Here is a 22466-nt window from a genome sequence, read left to right as displayed (position 1 = left end):
ATAAATGTAGCGGACAAAAGAGAGTATACGTACGTACACTATAATGTTTTATTAAAATTTCGATGTGAAATTTATAAGAGTCATTAACCATAAGTAGAGAAAAGGAAGTCACTATGTCTAGTCAAACCCTGATGTTTACCGCAACAGAGCATGGTCAGGCCATGCATGCCAAAGTCAAAGCGTTCATCGAAACCCATATCGAGCCAATAGAAGCGCAGTTTTGGCAAGATTGTCATGCACAAAACCCTGATGGTGACTGGACCACATGGCAGTGGCCCGAAAAATACGAGAGCTTGCGTAAGCAAGCACGTGACGCTGGATTATGGAACCTGTTTTTGCCAGACGATGAGCTGGGTGCTGGCTTGTCTGTCACCGACTATGCGCCGATTGCTGAGCTGACGGGCCGCAGTTTGCTGGCGCCTTATGTATTCAATTGCAATGCACCTGATAGTGGCAATATGGAGTTGTTATGGCGCTATGGCTCAAAAGAGCAGCAAGACCAGTGGCTTACGCCGTTGTTAGAAGGTAAGACGCGCTCGGTGTTTTGTATGACCGAGCCTGAGGTGGCTTCCAGTGACGCGACCAATATGCAAGCGACGGCGGTGGTCGAAGGTGACGAAATCGTCATCAATGGCAGTAAGTGGTGGTCGTCAGGTCTGGGTGATCCTGCGGTCGATGTATTAATCGTCATGGCCTATACCCCTGATGAGAATAAAGACCGTCACCATCAGCACTCGATGGTACTAGTACCGGCAAAAACCGCTGGCGTCAAAATCGAGCGTATGCTCAAAGTATTTGGTGATTATGATGCGCCGCATGGTCATGGAGAGGTCAGCTTTAATGATGTGCGTGTGCCAGCCAGTCACTTTATCGGCGGGCCGGGTATGGGCTTTGAGATAGCCCAAGGCCGCTTAGGACCAGGCCGCATTCATCACTGTATGCGCTGTATCGGTGCGGCTGAGAAGTCGTTGGAGCTGGCTGTCAAACGCGGCATGGCACGGACGGCTTTTGGTAAGCCACTAATCCAGCTGGGCGGTAACTTTGAGCGTATCAGTGATGCTCGGGTTAAGATTGACCAAGCACGCTTATTGACACTATACGCGGCGCAAAAAATGGATGCCCAAGGCACCAAAGCGGCACTCACTGAAATCTCTGCGATAAAGGTCGTCGCACCCACAGTATTGCAAGAAGTGGTCGATATGGCGATTCAAATCTATGGCGGTATGGGTGTGTGCCAAGACACGATGTTGCCGTCATTTTATGCACAAGCTCGCGCGCTGCGTCTAGCTGACGGCCCTGATGAAGTGCATAAAACCATGATTGCCAAACTTGAGCTGAAGCGTCAAGGTTTTAGCCGCTCGTCGAAACCTGCTAAATCTTAATATAAGAGTAGGGCGCGTTGCACATTCATAACGTGTTGAACATTCACAAATAGGCACTGCTAATCGCTAAAATGGTGCTAGACAAGGCGCAAAGCGACGATAATGCAGCTGCCTTACCGTAATGATTGATTACTTTAATTGACCACATGATAAGGAACATCTTATGGCTACTGATACTCATGCCAACTCTACTGACAACGATGACCAGTCACCGAGCAACGTCCTAGATAAAGGCGGCGCAGTGCGCGAAGGCGAAGAGCTGGATGCTCACGCGGTCAGCGACTGGCTACGCGAGCAGGGCGTTGATATAAAAGGCGAGCCAACAGTCACTCAGTTTTCAGGCGGCGCATCAAACTGGACGTACCGGCTACAATATGAAGGCACGGGTGCAGAGCAAGATTTGATCTTACGTCGTCCGCCAAAAGGCACCAAAGCCAAGTCGGCGCATGACATGGTGCGTGAGTACACGGTACAAAAAGCCTTAAAAGACGCTTACCCTTATGTGCCAAATATGGTGGCGCTATGTACCGATGAGTCAGTCATCGGAGCGGATTTTTATGTCATGGAGCGTATGGAAGGCATCATTCCGCGTGCCAATCTGCCCAAAGGGATTGAGTTAGATGAAGCGCAAACACGCGCATTATGCACCAATGTCATCGACGCCTTGATTGATCTACATCAAGTAGACTATAGCGCGCATCCTGACTTGGTCGAGCTTGGCCGCGGTGAGGGCTACTGCGAGCGCCAAGTGACAGGCTGGGATAAGCGCTATGTCAAAGCCAAAACACCCAATGTGCCAAGCTTTGCGTTGGTGCGTCAATGGCTGACTAAGCACACACCTGCCGATAGTAAAACTTGCTTGATTCACAACGACTGGCGCTTTGATAATGTGATCTTAGATGCCACGGATCCAACCAAAGTCATTGGTGTGCTCGATTGGGAAATGGCGACTTTGGGCGATCCGTTGATGGATTTGGGCAGTGCTTTGGCTTACTGGATAGAAGCCGACGATAACATGATCATGCAGCAGTCCCGCCGTCAGCCCACGCATTTAAAGGGCATGATGACCCGTGAGGAAGTGGTGGATTATTATCTGGAGCGTACGGGCCTACAGATAGACAACTGGACGTTTTATGAGGTGTTTGGGTTGTTTCGCTTAGCGGGTATCGTACAGCAAATTTATTATCGCTATTATCATAAACAAACCACCAACCCTGCCTTTAAAAACTTTTGGATTATCGTCCATGTCTTGCATGCCAAGTGCTTAAAGCTGATCGCTCAGTATGAGGGCGAGGCGTTGTTTACCAGTCACGTGCAGCCGCATTTAGCAGACATGGGCGTCGATGCTGCTACCATCGCACAGCTACCCAGTCCTGTACAAAAAATTGTCAAAAGTATCTTACCAAAAAGTTACTTTACCCAGACGTCGTCATCGGTGGACGAGTAACGCGCTGATACGCCGCAAACAAATACCGTTGGATTAATAACAAAAGGCAGTATTTTATGACCACCATACTTCTGGCACGTCATGGTCAGGCGTCCTTTGGGCAAGCAAACTACGATCAGCTCTCAGAGCTGGGCGGTATTCAGGCGCAGATGTTAGGTGAGCATTATGCAAACACCCAGCGCCCTATCGATGCCATCTTTACCGGCAGCTTGGTCAGGCAGCAAGACTCAGCGCGGCATTTTTGGCAACGCTACCAGTCTTTTGCGGGCAGGGATCAAAACCAAACGCCGCCGCTCGTATCCGCCATTGACTTAGACAATACGGATCGCTATGTCTTGCCGCAGTTTGATGAGTTTAATCATCAAGACGTCTTGATGAAGTCTCATCCAGCTTTTGGCAATCGCGCGGCAATCGCGGCCGAGATTGCGCAAGCAGAGGTCCCATCTAAGCGTTTGGCCGAGCTGTTTGATCAAGCGATGCAGCGCTGGCATGGCGGCGAGTGCGATGATGACTATCTAGAGAGCTGGCCACAGTTCAACGACCGCGCCCAGTTGGCGCTCGAGCAGGTACGACAAAAAGTGGTGGATATGAGCCTAAATCGTGACAGTACGGTGCTGGTTTTTACCTCAGGTGGCGTGATCGCGGCCATCACAGCTCAGCTATTAAAGCAGGGCAGCTCAACGGCTTATCAGATTAATAAAAGTCTGGTCAATACTGGGGTGACGGCGATCACGTTTAAAAATGAGCGAACGCGTTTGCTGTCTTTAAATGAGTATAGTCACCTGTTTTCAGCAGGCAAAGGGTTTGTGACGTGGCGATAAGCTGGTATCTGACGGCACGGATACGCTATAGTAGGACAACAGCGCTCGCGGCTGCGGCTAAGGACGAATGCCATCCTCTATGATCGCCGCGTATCATCCGCTTATCTTGTCTGATGATAAAACAAGCGCTATTTTATTATAAGATATCAAGGACTGTCTATGCAAAATCATATTTTAAAGGTCGTCAAGCAAAACGCCGCGCAGCGCAAGCGGCAGATATTAAGCGCGCTATACCCAGATCGGTATCTAAAAAAACGCAGCAAACAACAAGTCGGGCGCGGCAAAACCGTACTCATCACAGGAGCCAGCTCAGGCTTGGGTGAAGGGATGGCCAGACTCTTTGCCAAGCTTGGTTATAATTTGGCGATTTGTGCGCGCCGTACCGATCGCCTAGAGCGTTTAACCTCAGAGCTAGTGGCAGAGTATCCGGACATTCGGGTCGAGTATCGCGCTTTGGATGTGAGCAACTATGACGAGATATTTTCAGTGTTTGATGCCTTTGCTGCGGACTTCGATGGTATCGACCGTGTGGTCGTCAATGCGGGTGTGGGAGATAGCCGCCGTATTGGTAAAGGCCGTTTTGAAACCAACCGTCATACAGTCGAGATCAATTTTATATCCGCGCTGGCACAGTGTGAAGCGGCGATGAATATCTTTCGCGCACAAAACAGCGGTCACTTGGTGGTGATCTCTAGTATGTCGGCTATGCGTGGTTTGCCCAAACACCTAACGGCGTATGGTGCAAGCAAAGCGGGGCTGGCGCATCTTGCAGAGGGTATTCGTGCTGATATGCTACTTACCAATCTGCCCATTCAGGTGTCTACGATTTATCCAGGCTATGTGCGTACCGAGATCAATGAAAACGCCAAACCGCTGCCGTTTGAGGTCAATGCCGAAACGGGCACCAAAGCCATCGTTGCCGCCATTGAGGCTGAGGTAGAAGAAGCCTGTGTACCAAGCTTGCCGTGGTCGGTGGTGGGTAAGGCGATGAAGCATCTGCCATTACAGGTGGTCAATAAGTTCAGTTAGCATCTCACTCACTTAAAACGCAAATACAATAAAAATATAAATAGACAAAAAAAGCCCTCTATATCTGTATAGAGGGCTTTTTACGCTGCAGTATCCGCAGTGTTAGACGCTTTGACTAAAGCGTTTGCGGGTTGTCGAGTTGATGCTGTTCGCGCAGCTTTTGCCGCAGTACCTTACCGACGTTACTCTTTGGTAGCTCGCTGACAAACTCAATATGACGCGGGCACTTATAACCCGTTAAGTTGTCTAGCGCAAACTCTTTGATGGCTTCTTTGGTGACATTGTTGTCTGCAGGCACGATATAGATTTTGACCGCTTCACCTTGATGCTCATCAGGGATACCTATCACCGCACAGTCGACAATATCGTCGCTGTCCAACATGACAGACTCAATCTCATTAGGGAAAACATTAAAACCAGAGACCAAAATCATGTCTTTTTTGCGATCGAGTAGGGTGAAGTAGCCTTTTTCATCCATACTAACGATATCACCAGTACGGAAGTAACCCTCTTTAGTAAAGTCGCTACTACTGTCTTTATTAAAGTAGCCCGACATGACATTTGGACCTTTGATGCACAGCTCGCCTGCCTGATTAACGCCTACTTCTTTGCCATCTTCATCGATAACAATAATATCAACGCTTGGACCAGGCGTGCCAATCGTACCATTAAATTTACGATCAATGACGATATTGTTGGTGCCGACTGCTACACATTCAGTCATACCCCAACCTTCAATCATCGGACAGCCTGTCACTTCTAACCAACGTGCCGCTGTTTGTTCGGTTGCCGCCATACCACCTGCCTGCGAGAGACGAAGTGAGCTAAAATCTAGGTCTTTAAAGTTTGGCTGATCAAGCAAGCCTTTAAACAAAGTATTAACCGCTGGAAAAATATGGAACGGCTGTTTGGATAAAGTTTTGATAAATCCAGGCATATCACGCGGATTTGGTACCAAGATAAAGGTATAACCTGAGCGCATGCCAAGCAGGCTAAGCATGTAAGCAAAAATATGATACAGCGGCAGCGCCATGACCATATTGATATACACTTCATTGATCTCAGACGTGACCGGACGAAACCATGCTTCTGACTGCATGGCAGCAGCGACGACGTTACGCTGAGTTAATACCGCGCCTTTTGATAGTCCAGTGGTACCACCAGTATATTGCAAGATAGCCGTTTGGCTTAAGCTGGTTTTTGAGGGCTGAAACGGTAGACTCTTGCCTTTTTTTAGAACATCAGGGAATTTGGTGACATTATATTTAGGATCATTGAGGTTGTACTTAGGTACCAAGCGTTTGACTTGACGGATAACGGTATTGACCAAAATACCCTTAAGCCCCATCATGTCGCCCATTTTGGATAAAACAATACGCCTAATGGCCGTCTCTTCGATGACCTGCTCGAGCGCTTGGGCAAAGTTGTCTACCACAAAGATAACTTGCGCACCTGAATCGTTGAGCTGATGGCGCAGCTCGCGGCCAGTGTATAATGGGTTGATAGGCGTACATACGTAGCCTGCTCGCAAGATACCGATCATCGTGGGCAAATACTGCGGCACGTTTGGCATCATCAATGCCACCACGCTACCTTTGGGGATTCCCTGCGACTGTAGCCATGCGGCGACGGCCAATGAGGCTTTGTCGACGTCATCATACGTGTGTGTCACGCCCATACAGACACTCATAGGGTGCATACGAAAGCGATTAAAACACTCCTCGTATAGCTCGATGAGGTTGTCGTATTGATCAGGGTCGATGCTCTTTGGTACGTTTGCTGGATAATGAGCAAGCCAAGGCTTATCTGTAGTCATATTTAGCTTCCTTAATTTTGATATAAGTTAAGGTTCTATAAGAAAGTAGTCACATCCTTGTCAACGATATGCGCTCAATCACTGAGTGCGATATGGCCGAGTGCTATCCTATCTATTACTGACTGCTAACATATGGTGGCCTTTGTACAATGGTGTTTAACGATCAAAAATGCTGGTTTGAATGGGTTAAACGATTGATTGTGCGCCTCGCCGTCACACGAGGTCAAATAAAACATATATATGGTAAAACGACGATATTCTGTTGTTTTAACGAATGTTTCCTTTAATTAAAGCAACAGAATGGCAATTGACATATTCCGGCAATAAATTAACATAACTACAACGTAAATCGATATTATTATACTAGAACTTCTTAGTACATATATAAATTTGATTAATCAAATAAGATGTGTTGCAAGTGAAATAAGTTAAATGGTCATCAAATAGGGATGGGCTGTGAGGGTGTTGTCTGGCGCGGCAGCTTATTTGAAAGATAAATGGCTGGCGAAGGCGATTCGTCAATAGTGACGATAACATAGAATAAAGATTGAGTAAAAATTCTGTGAGGTCAAAGCGGATAAATAGATAGTAACGAGACAGATAAGCCGTCATTCATGCATCAAGCAATAGTAAGTAATAAAAAGATCTAAAGATAAGGGCGCTGACATAAAAGCGCCCTGCAAAGGCAAGGCGCTATGATAAAGCTTTGATAAAGTTCTTATTATGAATGACGTATCTACAGTCTTGGATGGTCTGCGTCGTGTTTTTCGCGCAGTTTTTGCCGCAATACCTTACCGACGTTGCTCTTTGGTAGCTCGCTGACAAACTCGATATGACGTGGGCACTTATAACCCGTTAAGTTGTCCAGCGCAAACTCTTTGATGACTTCTTTGGTGACATTGTTGTCCGCAGGCACCACATAGATTTTGACTGCCTCGCCTTGGCGCTCATCAGGAATACCAATGACCGCACAATCAACGATACCGTCGCAGTCAAGCATGACAGACTCAATCTCATTAGGGAAAACATTAAAACCAGAGACCAAAATCATGTCTTTTTTACGGTCTAACAGTCTAAAGTAGCCTTTTTCATCCATACTAACGATATCACCAGTACGGAAATAACCATCGCTGGTAAAGTCATCACTGCTGTCTCTGTTTAAATAACCTGAGGTGACGTTAGGGCCCTTGACGCACAGCTCGCCTGCTTGGTTTACACCGACGCGCTTGCCCTCATCATCAATCACAATGGCATCGACGCTAGGGACGGGCACACCAATTGTTCCGTTAAACTTACGATCTGTGATGACGTTGGCCGTACCGACCGCCACGCCTTCGGTCATTCCCCAACCTTCGATCATCGCACAGCCAGTGGTCTCAAGCCAGCGAGTGGCGGTTTGTTCGGTCGCCGCCATACCACCTGCCTGCGAGATACGTAGCGAGCTAAAATCTAGGTGTTTAAAGTCTGGATGATCTAGCAAGCCTTTAAACAGCGTATTGACCGCTGGAAAAATATGAAATGGCTGTTTTGATAAGGTTTTGATAAACCCTGGTATATCGCGCGGGTTGGGTATTAAGATAAAGGTATAGCCTGAGCGCATGCCGAGCAAGCTGAGCATAAAGGCAAAGATATGATACAGCGGTAGCGCCATGACCATATTGATATATACCTCATTGATCTCAGAGGTGATAGGGCGGGTCCAAGCCTCTGATTGCATCGCCGCCGCCACGATATTACGCTGCGATAAGATGGCACCCTTTGATAATCCTGTTGTGCCGCCGGTATATTGCAAAAACGCCTTTTGATCAAGTGACATTTTTGGCTTTTGAAAGGGAAGGTTTTTGCCTTTTTTGAGCACATCAGGGAGTTTGGTGACTTGATACTTTGGGTCGTTGAGCTTGTATTTGGGGACCAGACGTTTGACTTGGCGAATGATGGTATTGACCAAGATGCCTTTGAGCCCCATCATATCGCCCATTTTGGATAAGACAATACGTTTGATTTTGGTCTCGCCGATGACCTGCTCGAGCGCTTGGGCAAAGTTGTCTACCACAAAGATAATTTGTGCGCCTGAGTCGTTGAGCTGATGGCGCAGCTCGCGGCCTGTATAGAGTGGATTGACTGGGGTGCATACATAGCCTGCGCGCAAGATACCAATCATCGTGGGCAGATATTGCGGCACGTTTGGCATCATCAGTGCCACCACACTGCCTTGTGGTAGTCCCTGAGATTGTAGCCATGCGGCGACGGCCAACGAGGCTTCATCCACATCATGATAAGTATGAGTCACACCCATACAGATACTCATAGGGTGCATACGAAAGCGGTCAAAGCATTCCTCGTACAGCTCCATTATGCTGCTATATCTATCAGGGTTGATAGTCTTAGGTACACCATCGGGATAATTGGCAAGCCAAGGTTTGTTCGGCATCATAGTCAGCGTCCTTGAATTTCAAAATAGGGTAGGAGGGTGTATCAAAGCAGTCTTATCCGTGTCAATAAAACACACCAGCGCTGACAGAGGTAGTTTGTCGCTGCGTGCGTCAACATCCGTATTTATTGACTGGCTGCTCAGTTTTTTGAATGACAGGGTAAGTTGCACGGTAATCATCGATTGCTTCAGTGATAGCGAAAACCATGCGCTATTATTAAAGCATAAAAACCAAGGCATCAAAAAAATAATACACTTCAGAAATACAGTAGCATGAATGTCGGCCAAGGCAACAACGGTATATGATACTGATCAGTTCATTTAACCATCAGCCATAAAGTATGAGGTAGATTAAGCCTGTACCAGAGAAGTTATCTATAGTTAGCTGAATGTAAAACTGTTATGGATTTAAACGCGCTACTGGTATAAATTTTACTTGCGTGCTGCGTTCCCAGAGGCTGCGCAAAATTCATCCCAGTAGCGCTATGACATTTTTAGAGTGTATCGACTATATATAATTGACAATTACAATGAACGGATAATGAAAAGAAGTGATGCTTGATGGAGTAAATTTGGTGACTATCAGTTGAATTGAGGACACGCCCTCATAGAAGCCAGCAATTGGCAGTCAAGGAAGCGAGAATTGCTGGTGTTTATTAAAAAATCGGCGGTAAGTGAGTAGGGCGCTGATGGTGCAGCCCAATGTGCTACTCACACAGATTAAAAACATGGTGACTATTTGATAGCGAATGGCTTGGGTAGGATCAGCGCCTGCTAAGATCTGTCCTGTCATCATACCAGGTAAGCTCACCACGCCGACCACCAACATAGAGTTGAGCGTCGGTGTCATACCATTGATGATGGCCGTTCGTATCTGCTCATGTACAGCTTCAAAGGGCGTCGCAGATAAGCTGAGCATCATCTCGATACGCGCTTGCTGCTCATAAAAGGCATTGATCAGCTGGTTACTGGTCAATGAGATGGCAGTCAGTGAGTTGCCTAATATCAGACCCAAAATAGGAATCACAAACTGCGGTGTGTACCATGGCTGCACTTCTAAAATAACCAAGATAGCCATGGCTGTCACCAGTACTGCGGAGACACTAACGGCAAGCAGCGTATCGATAAACAAGCCTTTATAGCGGCGTTTGACTCGGTTTTTGGCCGCACTTCCTGCAATCAGTGTCATTATGGTCAAGATGGATAAAACTTCATACCACTGCTCGCGCGCAAATACCCACGCTAAGATGAGACCGATAAAGCTCAGCTGCACGACTGTACGTAGCGCCGCCATCAATAGTGTTTTGGTCAGATGTAGACGCAAACGCCAAGAGACCATCAATACCATGAGGATTAAGCTGCTGGCGAGCGCAATGTCGCCATATGTGAGAAATATCTGCATGTCGTCGCTGGTGTTCATCGCGGCTCACTTTGTCAGCCAAGTATGCTGGCTCACTCATTTATTTTTACTGCCCGCTGTGCCTACGCAGACATGTACCCTTTGATGCGTTCATTGAATTTACATTTACCTGATTTTAGTCAGTACGCCTGCTTGCATATGCCAATGCTGGTCTGCCAATGGCAGGATGTCTTGGGTATCGTGCGTGACCCACAGTACCGTGCGTTGTTTGCTTTTTTGTACCCAGTCGGCGAGAAGCGCAACCAGCTGCGCGGCCGTATCGACATCTAGCGCGGCGGTAGGCTCGTCTAGCAACAAGACACGCGGCTCTAGTTGTAGTAAGCGTAAGGTGTTGACCAGCTGGCGCTCGCCGCCTGATAAGTGATAGGAATCTTTGTGCAAAAAATCACCCCCTCGGCCTAAATAAGCAAGCTGGGCGGTATGCCAATCGCTATCAAAGCATAGATGCTGATGCGCCCGCAACTGGAAAGGCAGCTGCAGATTATCAAGCACGCTGCCTTCTATCAGCTGAGGGTGCTGCGCGAGCAAAGCGACTTGAGCGCGCCATTTGGTAGGTGAGATATCTTGTATGCCCCAAAAGCGGGCGTGGGGCGGCTCGTGCGTGGGTCTTAACCGTACGGTGCCCGCGCTGATGGGCAAAAGCCCTGTCAGCACCCGTAGTAGTACCGACTTGCCGCTACCAGATGTACCCGTCAGGACGGTCACCTGTCCTGCTAATAGTGTGCCACTGGCTTGTTGTATCAGTCGTTTTTTTTGTCCATCACTACCGTGAGTCAGCACCTTGACATGCTCAAATGCCAAGATAGTATCGTCGTTGTCGTTACTCATCGATGGGCGCTGTCTATTGAGCAGCTGGTGTCTGAATTGGTGACGGCCGTGCGGCGGCTTGCTCAATGGCTGCCCGCAGCTTTTGAGGTACGCGAATGGGGCGCATGGGGGCGCCGTTGGCAGCAGCGGTATCGGCTGCATGGTCCTTGTCACCGGTATTTGGTGTCGGTCTTAGCTGGTTTTGCACGCAGGCGATGACAATTTTGCCACGGCTTAATAGCCCAGCGTTGCTGCTAGCTGCGCTATCTGTCAGATGCCGATGGATACTTTGATAAAACACAATGCTGGCAGGCTTTATCTCGACGTCATCGATACGTACGCTGATGACTTCATCTAACAATATCGCCCGTTTGTATTGTAGGTCTGCTTGACTGACGACAAAGTGCTGCACGTCGCCTGTATCTGTCTGTAAAAAATAACCGTTGAGACCGAGTTTGGCAAACCAATCACGGCGACAGTTTTCAAAAAACACCAGATGATTGGCATGGTAGACTATACCGCCAGCATCGGTATGGTTAATATAGACATTATAGTCTTTTGCAAATAGTGGCGAGATACTATCGCTGGTGGCTGTTTTTGGGGTGTGGTGCTCGGTTTTTGTTGTTGTTGTTTGCGTGCTTGTTGTCATATGAGTGCTCAGTATAGTGATACAGGATGTCTGTGCGATGGTTGAGTGCTAAAAGTTGCATGCCCAAAAAGTGTCAGCTATTTATTATGAGGTATCATGGCCGCTGACCAGTAGCAACTACTCTAGCTTAAGATATCTGGGCGTGCAACAGTCAGACCCATTTACGTCTGCTATCATAGTGCGTCATATCAGTGTATCGCTGCGTATTTTCATCAATCAGTATAGGATAATTTATGACCCGTTTTGTCAGTTTTAATATCAATGGTATTCGTGCCCGTCAGCATCAGCTAGAGGCAGTGCGAGAGGTGATCGATCCTGATGTGATGGGATTACAAGAGACTAAAGTACACGACGATCAGTTTCCTTTATCGGCGGTCGAGGGTTTGGGGTATCATGTAGAATACTTTGGCCAAAAAGGGCATTACGGTGTGGCTCTGTTATCCAAAGTTGCGCCGATATTTGTCCAAAAGGGGTTCCCTGGCGAAGATGTGGATGCCCAAAAACGCTTTATCCACGCCCGTTATGAGCTGCAAGGCCGTGAAATTGATGTATTAAATGGCTATTTTCCGCAAGGCGAGAGCCAAGACCATCCCACCAAGTTCCCTATGAAGCGTGCCTACTATGCCGATTTGATGGCATATATCGACACGCTCAAAGCTGAAGGTCGCTCACTGGTGATTATGGGTGATATGAATATCGCGCCAGAAGATATCGACATCGGCATTGGGGAAGCAAATGCCAAACGCTGGCTAAAAAATAGAAAGACTTCATTTTTGCCAGAAGAGCGTGAGTGGTATGCCGATTTGATGTCGCGTGAGCTGACGGATACGTACCGTCTGCATTATCCAGAGAGTACCGAGCTATATAGCTGGTTTGATTACCGCAGTCGCGGCTTTAATGACGATCCGAAGCGTGGTCTACGTATCGACCATATTTTGTGTAGCGCGGATCTCGTCGATCACTGCGTGGATGCGGGTATCAGCTATGAGCTTCGTGGTATGGAAAAGCCTTCTGACCACGCGCCAATTTGGAGCGCGTTTGCTCTTAGCAAAGTATAATTTGAATCAAATATGGCCTAAATAAACAAACCGTCTGAATAAACCATCTATATAAGCAAAATAAGGAAACCCCTATGGCTGTTGGAAATGTTGCAATACCTGATACTATTTATCCCATCGAAGGCGTCAAACTAAGTGCGACCGCGGCAGGTGTGCGTTATAAGGATCGTGATGATTTGGTGGTGCTTGAGATTGCTGAGACGGCCAGCTGCGCTGTTGTCACTACCAACAACACCTTTTGTGCGGCGCCTGTACGCGTACTGCGTGAGCACTTTGACACTCACAGTCCACGCTATCTTGTGATCAACACTGGTAATGCCAATGCTGGGACGGGTGCCGATGGCAAACGCCGCGCCCAAGAGATATGTGCGGCATTGGCCACTAAAGCTGGCGTCGATACCCAGACGGTCTTGCCGTTTTCGACAGGGGTCATTGGTGAGCCGCTAAACAGCGATGCGGTCATTGCAGGGTTGGATGAGGCGCTTGCTGGTTTGGCGGCTGATAAATGGCTGGCCGCGGCAAATGGCATCCGTACCACTGATACTATACCCAAGATTGCGAGCCAAAAAATCGAGGTGGCGGGCAGCTGCTATCATGTGACTGGTATCTCAAAAGGCTCAGGCATGATACGTCCAAATATGGCAACTATGCTAGGCTATGTGGCGACCGATGCCAATATCAAAACCGACCTGCTACAAGAGATGCTGGGTCAAATCAATGAGCAGTCCTTTAACCGCATCACAGTCGATGGAGATACCTCGACCAACGATTGCTGCGTGTTGATCGCCACAGGTGCAGCCAGCTCGGAGGTAATCGATAGCCCTGAGCACCCGCATTATTCAGCGGTATTTGCTGCCTTGACAGAGGTGTTTGTCCGTCTGGCGCAGTTGATTGTACGAGATGGGGAAGGCGCAACGAAGTTTATGACGGTCAAAGTCACCGGCGGCAAAGTTACACAAGAATGCTGTGACGTGGCCTATGCGGTCGCGCACTCTCCATTGGTCAAAACGGCGTTTTTTGCCAGCGATGCTAATTGGGGTCGTATCTTGGCGGCGGTGGGTTATGCAGGGATTGAAGATCTTGATACCGAGCAAGTCGATGTCTATCTTGATGAAGTGATGATTTGCCAAAACGGCGGCGTGGCGCCAGATTATACAGAAGAGGCGGGCAAGGCGGTGATGAGCCGCCCAGAGATTACCATTCATATCGATCTGGCACGCGGTGATGCTAGCGATACCGTTTATACCTGCGACTTGTCTTATGACTATGTCAAAATCAATGCAGACTATCGTAGCTAACTGATAGCGGCTATTTATTGATACCTTAATGCCAAGTGTAACAGCCAGAGTGACCGATACGGTGTCGCTCTGGCTTTTTTTGTGCCTTGTTAAGCCAATATGAGGAGACGTGCTCGAAGTAAATACGCGGTGAGTAGCAATTTACCCTGTGATTTAATACGCTTTATTAACAGCAGTTGCAAAAGCTGACGTTACTTTACAAAGCAGTCATAGAGGAGAAGCAGCACTGCGCCCTATACTTATTTCAGTCAGCAATACATCAAACGGTTAAACCAAACTATCAAGTAATCATGACCTGATAAGTGTGAGACATACGACGATAGTTATAAAATTTGCCAAACAATAACGTAAAACAAGTAATAAAAACGCATAACCAATAACTGAGGATTGAATAATGAAAAAATTAGCCATTGCAGCATTAATGACCACATTTGCCCTATCAGGTTGCTCTACCATGGGGATGGATAACGAGCGTACCATGGTGGTTGAGGGGCAGCCAATGAATGTCAAAGTTGTCAATATCCCAAGCTTTGAGGTAGAGATTGCACCACGAAAAGCTGTTTGTGACCTCACGGCAACCGATGGTACCACCGTTGAAGCTGAATGCTTGCAGTATCGTCAAACCCATCAGAAAAACTACACCACATTAAATGGTAATATCCAAGGTTTCACTTATGAGCCAAACTATCGTTATGTGCTCGATGTGCGCCAAGAAGCCGTAACTGCTGAAGGCTCAAATGTGGTACAACCGGTCTGGATCTTAAATGAAGTAATTTCTAAGACAGCTGAGTAATGACGCTAACTGCTGACTAAAACTATTGTAGACAGCCATCATACTGACGATAGATATTGAGGGCGTGTTCTGACGATAGATATTGAGGGCGTGTTGAACATTCAACCATGGCACTGACAGAGACTATTTTTTAGGACGATTCGAAGGTAAAAATAGTAAGCTTAGTCGCTCTAAGCGTCTATTTTTACCAATGAAGCGGCAAAAAAGAGTCCTGTCCCTACGGCTGATGCTAAAATTGCGCTGTACTGCGTTGCAAATCTAGCTAAGGCATCTGCATTATCGTTGCTTTGCGCCTTGTCTGGAACAATTTTAGCAATCAGCAGTGCCTATTTGTGAATGTTCAACACGCCCTAATCATTATCCTAAAAAATGCCTCTGATTGATCAGAGGCATTTTTTGTTACGTTTAACACAACACGATTATCTTATTAGTATGCTGACCTCATAAATGACGACTAACACTGGCTGTACTTTACACTGACGCCATGAGTGGCCGTCGGTATACGATTGTCAGCATACACTGCCAGCCCGCCACGTGAGGTTTCTTTATACTTATCGAGCATGTCAGCGCCAGTCACTTTCATGGTTTCAATCACCTTGTCTAACGAGACGAAATGTTGGCCATTGCCGCGGCAGGCCAGACGCGCCGCATTGATCGCTTTGACCGCGCCCATGGCATTGCGCTCGATACAAGGCACCTGTACCAGTCCGCCGATAGGATCGCAGGTTAAGCCTAAGTTGTGCTCGATGCCTATTTCGGCCGCATTTAAGCATTTGGCTGGCGAGCCATCCATGATCTCGGCTAGAGCAGAGCCTGCCATCGCACAAGCGGAGCCAACCTCGCCTTGACAGCCAACTTCAGCGCCAGAGATGGAGGCGTTTTGTTTGATTAAGCTGCCGATAGCCGTGGCGTTTAATAAAAACTTGCGCACGCCGTCTTGGCTATAGTTGGGCAAAAAATCACGGTAATAATGTAGCACCGCTGGGATGATGCCCGCTGCACCATTGGTCGGCGCAGTGACCACTTTGCCACCATTGGCGTTTTCTTCATTGACTGCCAGAGCGTACAGATCGACCCAGTCCATGGCAGCGAGCTTGTCGGTCTTGGCGATCGGCTGGTCTTTTTCAGCGTCTAGCTGTTGGTGCAAGTCTTTAGCGCGGCGTTTGACATCTAGGCCACCTGGCAAGATGCCACCATTGTCACACCCTTGTGTGACGCAGTCTTGCATCACCGCCCAAATCTGATCCAAATACTCAAACACCGCTGTTTTATCACGAAAGTGGCACTCGTTGGCCAGCACCAGCTCGCTGATACTAAGCTCATGCTGACGACATTGCTCTAGTAGCTCTGCGGCACTATTGAAGGGGTACGGCACACTAGCTATCGTAGGGCTGGCATGGTCTTCGTCTGGGTTGGTGGCGTCTTCTTCATTGATGACAAAACCGCCGCCAACTGAGTAGTAAGTCTGCTGATAGCTGCTATCATCTGCTAGTGTCGCGCGCAGGGTCAAGGCGTTTGGGTGATAAGGCAACACCGTCTCATCATACCAGTGAATATCGCGATCTGTATCAAAGTCAATCGTATGCATGGCTGAGATAGCCAGCTGTTTGGCTGAAAAAATAGGCGCTAGATAATCACTGGTCAAACGCGTATCAATCGTACTGGGCGTATGTCCGAGTAAGCCAAGTAATATGGCTGTGTCGGTGGCATGGCCTTTGCCAGTGGCTGCCAACGAGCCATAAAGCTCAATCTCGATACGCTGGATAGTCGTTAACTCAGCCTGCTTTATCAGTGAGGTCAAAAAAAGATTGGCAGCGACCATCGGACCGACGGTATGTGAGCTTGATGGCCCGATACCGATTTTAAATAAATCAAAAACACTAATCATAATAAATTACCAAAAAGTCATCAGTGATTGGGCAGACAAGATAGCCTGCTTTACGCACTTTGAGTCAATATATAATAGCCAGCCACTACCGATAATCACCTATATACGGTGCATATAGCGCAGTGGTGGTGGTTGTATGGGAGTCGAAGAACAAAAATAGCCGCTGAATAATAACTTTTATTTAATAAGAAACTCCGTTATTATGCTTCCAGCCAACGGTTGTGTAACATCCTGTAAGTCAGTAGTTGATAGGCTGATGGACAGTAGGACAGCGCCAACTTAGATATTTAGTATAGTGAGTTCAGTATAAAAACGACACAGTATGACTGGGATGAGTTTTACGCAGCATCGAGCAGCACAGGTACGGCACGCAAGGAAAATCTATACCAGTTCCATGTTGACATATAATGTATCTGTTTTATTTAGAATTAACTATTGAACATATCGGCAACATATCGACCCTGTCACATCCGGTAAAACACAGACATCATAACAAATAATACTTTTGGTTTGCTAGCAAGAAATATAAAAGAATAAGTCTCAATAGAAAAAAAGAAAAATAGTCGATTTGTGTTATAAATCATGATGTTATAAATCAAAATATTGCTGCATAGTATCATTCTATTAAAGTGTTTTTATTTTTAGGCTAAGTAAGTAGCTATTGACTAAAATTGAGACACGCCCTTGTTTTTCCTCATCACTCCAGCTCACATAGGACGCGCGCATGTCATCGCCAACAGAACATCCTTCATCTTCCCAAAAAAGCGCTCAAGATAAGCCGGCACAAAACGCCTTAGAGGCGGCGGGTATCGACCCAGCAGCCATGGGTCAGCCGCTTCATTCAGATTTTGACAATGGCCGCTGGTTTCCGACATGGCGACCTTATAAAGGCGACTTGGACCGCGATCCTGTCGGTATCAATGAATATCTACCGCCTTCAAAAAGCGTCTTGTTAGGGGTGCAGCATACCTTTGCCATGTTTGGGGCGACGGTGTTGGCACCGCTTTTGATGGGATTTGACCCCAATCTGGCTATCTTGATGTCGGGCATCTGTACTGTGATGTTTTTTATGATCACAGGCGGGCGTATGCCAAGTTATCTGGGCTCAAGCTTTGCGTTCATCGGACCTGTCATTGCAGTGACCGCTTATGCAGGGGCAGGGTTCAATGATAATTTGAGTGTCGCTTTAGGCGGTATCATGGCATGTGGTATCGTCTATGCGCTGATTGGGCTATTGGTGATGAAGACGGGCACTGGCTGGATTGAACGCTTGATGCCGCCCATTGTCACAGGAGCTATTGTGATGATTATCGGTCTAAACCTAGCGCCAGTGACCATCCAAGGGGTGTCGGCCAATCAGTTTGATGCTTGGATGGCGACGTTGACGGTATTACTCATCAGTGGGGTGGCGGTCTTTACCCGTGGTATGCTGCGCCGCTTGCTGTTGCTGGTGGGCTTGATCTTGTCTTATGTGGCCTATTTTGTGATGACCAATGTTTTGGGCTTCGGCACGGCGATTGATTTTAGTGGTGTCGCCGCCGCATCGTGGTTTGGGCTACCAACGATTCATGCCCCAAGCTTTGAGATGAGCGCCATTATTCTTATCGCGCCGGTGGCATTTATCCTAGTCGCCGAAAACTTAGGACACTTTAAGGCAGTTGAGGGTATGACAAAAGCGCGGGTGACGCCTTATATGGGCCGCGCGTTTTTTGCAGATGGGCTGGCCACGACGTTTTCGGCAGGGTTTGGTGGCACTGGTGTCACTACCTATGCCGAAAACATCGGTGTCATGGCCGTAACCAAGGTCTATAGCACGACGATATTTGTCGTGGCAGGGTTGGTGGCTATTTTGCTGGGCTTATCGCCAAAGTTTGGTGCCATTATTCAGACGATACCAGCGGCCTTATTAGGCGGTGCTTCTATCGTGGTGTTTGGCCTGATCGCGATTGCAGGGGCAAAGATTTGGATCGACAATCACATCGATTTTAGCAAAAACAGCAATCTGATTATCGCGGCTGTTACTGTCATTATGGGGACAGGTAACTTTAGCTTGCACTTAGGCGGGTTTGATTTGGGCGGCATCGGCACGGCAACTTTGGCTGCTATCGTGTTAAATGTGTTGTTTAATAAAGGCTCTGACAAAAACGCTGACACTAGCGCAGCGGCCAAATAGGCCGTATACTGGTCAAAAAAACGCCCATACTATTATAGTATGGGCGTTTTTTGTAGTGCGTTTAGGGGAGCAATAGATGATGATAAGTAGCAGACAGAGATTATTTATAGTCGCGTTTATAAAACCGCGAAAAAAAACGATAACGGCGTAGGGCGCGTGGCTTTGGTTTGAGTGAACCCAAATAAATAGCAAACATGGTGAGTAACGCACCAGCCCACTGTAAAGTATTGATGGGTTTGTCCAGCCAGCTATAATCAATCACCAAAGCGGCGATAGGCTCAGAGAGCAATAGTAACCCCGTCAAGGCCAGTGACAGCTTGGGAATAGAGTAAGCAATGAGTCCCCATGCCAAGCACTGCATCACCGTACCATAGACCAATATCCAGCCAATCTCCGCCCAAGTATTGGGCAAGATACTGCCTTGATCAGACACCCACATTGGCACAACCATCGCCAGCACCCCGCCGATACTGATCAGCTGCATGAGCATAAATATCGGCGTTGGCTCAGTATCGTGCGTCTTACGGATAAAGGTCATCGATGCCGCTAGCATAGCGCCCGAGACGATACCAGTGACAAACCCCCACGTCGCTGCACTGTTATGGGCAAACTCCGGGCTACCAATCATCGCCACACCGAGCATTGCCAAAAACAAACTAATCAGCTGTACAATAGATTGACGCTCATTGAAATACAAAAACCCAATCGCTGCTAAGAAAAAGATCTGTAAGCTATTGAGCAGGGTAGAGATACCAGGGCCGACCGCATAAATACTCTCATGCCAAAGTGCCAAATCCAATCCCAAAAACGCCCCTGATAACAACGCATAAAAAATTGCGCGTCCTGAGCGCGGCAAGCGTTGTCCCATGATTTTGGCCAATACGGCAAAAACGATACCAGAGATGGCCAAGCGCCAAAACGACATCGCCCAACCACCGATATCGACATGAGCGACGATCAGGCTACCTAAACCAAAAATAATACAGCCTACGACTAAACCGATAGGGGCAGAGCGGGATGCGGCGATGGCCATAGCCATAGTGTCTCCTTATATGAATGGGATGATGATAAAAAAGCATTTTACAGCGATTAAGCTATTGTCGAGGTTTTGCCCCCAAAATGAAATGGCTCAGCGACAATTATTCTATGAGATAGCAGACAAGGCTATCTAAACGACGACCCCTGTGTATATAATTATGCCAATAAATGACATTTGCTTAGGTTTATTATGTTTCGATGTTCTTTATCAAAACCGCGCCCTGTAGTATCTAACCTTTGGACAATGATGTTGCGGTGTACGGCTGGCGTTAGCATTGTCAGTGCGTTACTGGTGATACCGCAAGCACAAGCCGCCAGCTGTAAAATCCCCAAAAGCTACTACAAAAACGTCTCTTGTACCGCCAGCAGTGGCTTGTTTTTAGCCGTCAAAGATTTTGGCGCGCCTGTGGCCTTGATTGACAACAAAGGCAAGCGCATCGTCGATCTATCACGTTATCAAAAGGTCGACGCCGATAACCTTTCAGAGGGGCTGCTGCCCGTACTGCGTAACGGTCATGTCGGATATCTCAATATGAAAGGGCGAGAAGTGGTGCCTGCTATGTACGATATGCTAAAAGAGCGTCAAGGCTGGGCGCGGCCGGTATCAGAAGGGCGTATCGTCGTAAAAAAGGACGGCAACTATGGCGTCATCAATACCGCCAACAGAACCGTCGTGCCATTTTCGTCATCGTTTAGTGAGGTGGCTGATTATCGCGGCGGCATCACCCGTGTGCGTAAAAGCAATAACATCAGTTGGCTGGATAAAAGTGGCAATGTGGCAAAAGAGCCTGCTGACAATAACCACAAGCCGCCGCAAGCGCGTCAGTCGCCATCCACGCCGCCCATCAGTCCATTTACCACACTACAGCCGCGTCAGCAAGATGGTAAATGGGGCTTTGTCGATGACCAAAATGTCACCATGATTACCTACTCATTTGATGAGGTGCGTCCCTTCTCTGAAGGCATGGCGGGCGTACGTATCAATGAAGATTGGGGCTTTGTCAATCTTGGTGGTGAGCTGTTGATTCCGTTTCGGTTTGCAGACAGTGGCGTGTCGGCAAGTGATACTTATCAAGGCAAGCCCTCGTTTGTGTTTGTCGATGGCAAAGCATGGATCGGTAATCTAAAAAATGGCAATAAAATGTGTATTGATAAAACAGGCAGCAGCGTTGGCTGTGATTGAGCCGTTTGTTTTTGCCCCATGGCGATACCTAAGTAGGCATAAAAAATTCAGCAAATATAAATAACTTAAGCAGGCATAAAAAAGCGTGCAAGCTTGTCTTTGACAGTCAAACTTACACGCTTGTTCAGACGTACGCGCTTTTTAAATAACCTTTAAGAGCGATGCGCCAACAGATGATTACTGATCAGATCCACCATATAAGGCTGATAATACTCAGGAATATCGTGTGCCATGCCCTCAATCAGATAAAACTTGGCATTGGGGATGGTCTTCGCCACCACGCGCCCTTGCGATGCTGGCAGGAGGCCATCGGCGCTACCATGTAACACAATGGTTGGGGCTTTGACTTGTTTGCTATAGCGGCTAATAGAGCCAGATGCCAAAATAGCATTTAGCTGCTGCACGGTCCCGAGCGGATGAAAGCTGCGCTGATAGCGAATTTTGGCAATCTCACGCACCATGCGCACATTGACATGCCCTGGCGTGCCAACCGTCTTCATAAACCAGACGCTATGACGCACGATATCACGCTCAGAGTGACTCTCAGGGCGGTTGATAAGGGTGTATAGCTGCCGAGGTTTGGGTGGTCTTAAAAATGCACGATTGGTGGTGGTAAACATCAGAGCCATTCGCTGTACCAAGCTTGGATAGCGAGCGGCCACGATTTGGGCAATCATCCCGCCCATAGATGCGCCAAGCAGATGGGTTTTACCCAGCTGCAACGCCTTTATAAGACGGGCGGTGTCTTCGGCCATGTCGGTCAAATTATAGGCCACTTGCGCGCTCTTGTTAGAGAGCCCTGTTTGCAGACGCATCATCATCTTTAGCTGACTGATACGCGGTAGGCCGTCAATTTGCACTTTAGACGATAGACCAATATCACGATTGTCAAAACGAATCACAAAAAAACCGGCATCAATGAGGCGTTTTATAAAGTTTTCTGGCCAAAATATCATTTGTGAGCCAAGCCCCATGACCATGAGCAAGGGTGGGTGGTTTGGGTTACCGCCTGCTTCCACACAAAGCTCGATACCATCACCGATATCGATCATCGCTTGATGCAACTGGTCACTCAGATCAGAGTCATGCCACTGATGTGCGCCAAACTTTTGCCACTCAGGCGTAGGATAGTGGCTCACATTCTCATCTAGGCTTGGATCTGGGCTTGCTTGGGATCTGGCGCTATTGATGTTATTTGATTGTGTCATGAAGTGTCCTAATCAGAGGTCGTCT

General features: G+C 47.7%; 17 protein-coding genes. 9 read left to right on the top strand and 8 right to left on the bottom strand.

What is annotated here, in order from left to right:
• Positions 1-131 precede the first annotated feature (131 nt).
• The 4 genes from JFC05_RS06365 to JFC05_RS06350 all read left to right on the top strand — a co-directional run bounded on the left by JFC05_RS06365 (position 132) and on the right by JFC05_RS06350 (position 4679).
• On the top strand, positions 132-1382 hold the full coding sequence (locus JFC05_RS06365) for an acyl-CoA dehydrogenase family protein (protein WP_198336255.1): 1251 nt from the start codon (positions 132-134) through the stop codon (positions 1380-1382).
• Between the two features lie 163 nt (positions 1383-1545).
• Positions 1546-2829 (top strand): phosphotransferase family protein, encoded by a 1284-nt coding sequence (locus tag JFC05_RS06360; protein ID WP_198336240.1) that lies wholly within the window; start codon positions 1546-1548, stop codon positions 2827-2829.
• Between the two features lie 56 nt (positions 2830-2885).
• Positions 2886-3650, top strand: a complete 765-nt coding sequence (locus JFC05_RS06355; RefSeq protein WP_198336239.1) for a histidine phosphatase family protein — start codon at positions 2886-2888, stop codon at positions 3648-3650.
• Between the two features lie 159 nt (positions 3651-3809).
• On the top strand, positions 3810-4679 hold the full coding sequence (locus JFC05_RS06350) for an SDR family oxidoreductase (RefSeq protein WP_192995494.1): 870 nt from the start codon (positions 3810-3812) through the stop codon (positions 4677-4679).
• Between the two features lie 115 nt (positions 4680-4794).
• Here the strand turns inward: JFC05_RS06350 and JFC05_RS06345 are convergent, their stop codons facing one another.
• From JFC05_RS06345 to JFC05_RS06325, 5 genes are all read right to left on the bottom strand, one after another.
• On the bottom strand, positions 4795-6495 hold the full coding sequence (locus JFC05_RS06345) for an AMP-binding protein (RefSeq protein WP_198336238.1): 1701 nt from the start codon (positions 6493-6495) through the stop codon (positions 4795-4797).
• Between the two features lie 736 nt (positions 6496-7231).
• Complete coding sequence (locus JFC05_RS06340; protein ID WP_198336237.1) at positions 7232-8929, bottom strand: AMP-binding protein; 1698 nt, start codon at positions 8927-8929, stop codon at positions 7232-7234.
• Between the two features lie 625 nt (positions 8930-9554).
• On the bottom strand, positions 9555-10346 hold the full coding sequence (locus JFC05_RS06335) for an ABC transporter permease (protein WP_198336236.1): 792 nt from the start codon (positions 10344-10346) through the stop codon (positions 9555-9557).
• A gap of 105 nt (positions 10347-10451) precedes the next feature.
• The gene (locus JFC05_RS06330) at positions 10452-11174 is read right to left on the bottom strand and encodes an ABC transporter ATP-binding protein (protein ID WP_198336235.1); all 723 of its coding nucleotides are present in this window, start codon (positions 11172-11174) and stop codon (positions 10452-10454) included.
• A 13-nt stretch (positions 11175-11187) separates the two neighbouring features.
• Positions 11188-11802 carry a thioesterase family protein gene (locus JFC05_RS06325; protein WP_198336234.1) on the bottom strand — a complete coding sequence of 205 codons (615 nt, stop codon included), beginning with the start codon at positions 11800-11802 and terminating at the stop codon, positions 11188-11190.
• A gap of 233 nt (positions 11803-12035) precedes the next feature.
• On the opposite strand from JFC05_RS06325, the gene xthA reads away from it, so the two are divergent.
• From xthA to JFC05_RS06310, 3 genes are all read left to right on the top strand, one after another.
• A complete protein-coding gene (gene xthA / locus JFC05_RS06320; protein WP_198336233.1) occupies positions 12036-12860 on the top strand; it encodes an exodeoxyribonuclease III in 825 nt (274 codons plus the stop codon).
• Positions 12861-12934: 74 nt separating this feature from the next.
• The gene (gene argJ / locus JFC05_RS06315; RefSeq protein WP_198336232.1) at positions 12935-14158 is read left to right on the top strand and encodes a bifunctional glutamate N-acetyltransferase/amino-acid acetyltransferase ArgJ; all 1224 of its coding nucleotides are present in this window, start codon (positions 12935-12937) and stop codon (positions 14156-14158) included.
• A 394-nt stretch (positions 14159-14552) separates the two neighbouring features.
• Positions 14553-14951 carry a DUF4377 domain-containing protein gene (locus JFC05_RS06310; protein WP_198336231.1) on the top strand — a complete coding sequence of 133 codons (399 nt, stop codon included), beginning with the start codon at positions 14553-14555 and terminating at the stop codon, positions 14949-14951.
• A gap of 454 nt (positions 14952-15405) precedes the next feature.
• On the opposite strand, the gene JFC05_RS06305 is transcribed toward JFC05_RS06310, so the two are convergent.
• On the bottom strand, positions 15406-16842 hold the full coding sequence (locus JFC05_RS06305) for an L-serine ammonia-lyase (protein WP_276511262.1): 1437 nt from the start codon (positions 16840-16842) through the stop codon (positions 15406-15408).
• Between the two features lie 721 nt (positions 16843-17563).
• Here JFC05_RS06305 and JFC05_RS06300 point away from each other — a divergent pair.
• The gene (locus JFC05_RS06300; RefSeq protein ID WP_198336229.1) at positions 17564-19012 is read left to right on the top strand and encodes a solute carrier family 23 protein; all 1449 of its coding nucleotides are present in this window, start codon (positions 17564-17566) and stop codon (positions 19010-19012) included.
• Positions 19013-19112: 100 nt separating this feature from the next.
• Here JFC05_RS06300 and JFC05_RS06295 read toward each other — a convergent pair whose 3' ends face one another.
• Entirely contained in the window at positions 19113-20045 is a 933-nt protein-coding gene (locus JFC05_RS06295; protein WP_198336254.1) for a DMT family transporter, read from the bottom strand.
• Positions 20046-20294: 249 nt separating this feature from the next.
• On the opposite strand from JFC05_RS06295, the gene JFC05_RS06290 reads away from it, so the two are divergent.
• Complete coding sequence (locus JFC05_RS06290; protein ID WP_227697440.1) at positions 20295-21233, top strand: WG repeat-containing protein; 939 nt, start codon at positions 20295-20297, stop codon at positions 21231-21233.
• Between the two features lie 152 nt (positions 21234-21385).
• On the opposite strand, the gene JFC05_RS06285 is transcribed toward JFC05_RS06290, so the two are convergent.
• The gene (locus JFC05_RS06285) at positions 21386-22441 is read right to left on the bottom strand and encodes an alpha/beta fold hydrolase (protein ID WP_105245933.1); all 1056 of its coding nucleotides are present in this window, start codon (positions 22439-22441) and stop codon (positions 21386-21388) included.
• Positions 22442-22466: the final 25 nt, after the last annotated feature.

This window comes from Psychrobacter celer (assembly GCF_016107555.1).
GTDB classification, from domain to species: domain Bacteria; phylum Pseudomonadota; class Gammaproteobacteria; order Pseudomonadales; family Moraxellaceae; genus Psychrobacter; species Psychrobacter celer.
Note: the sequence above shows the minus strand (reverse complement) of the source record. Positions and strands in the feature narration are given on the sequence as shown.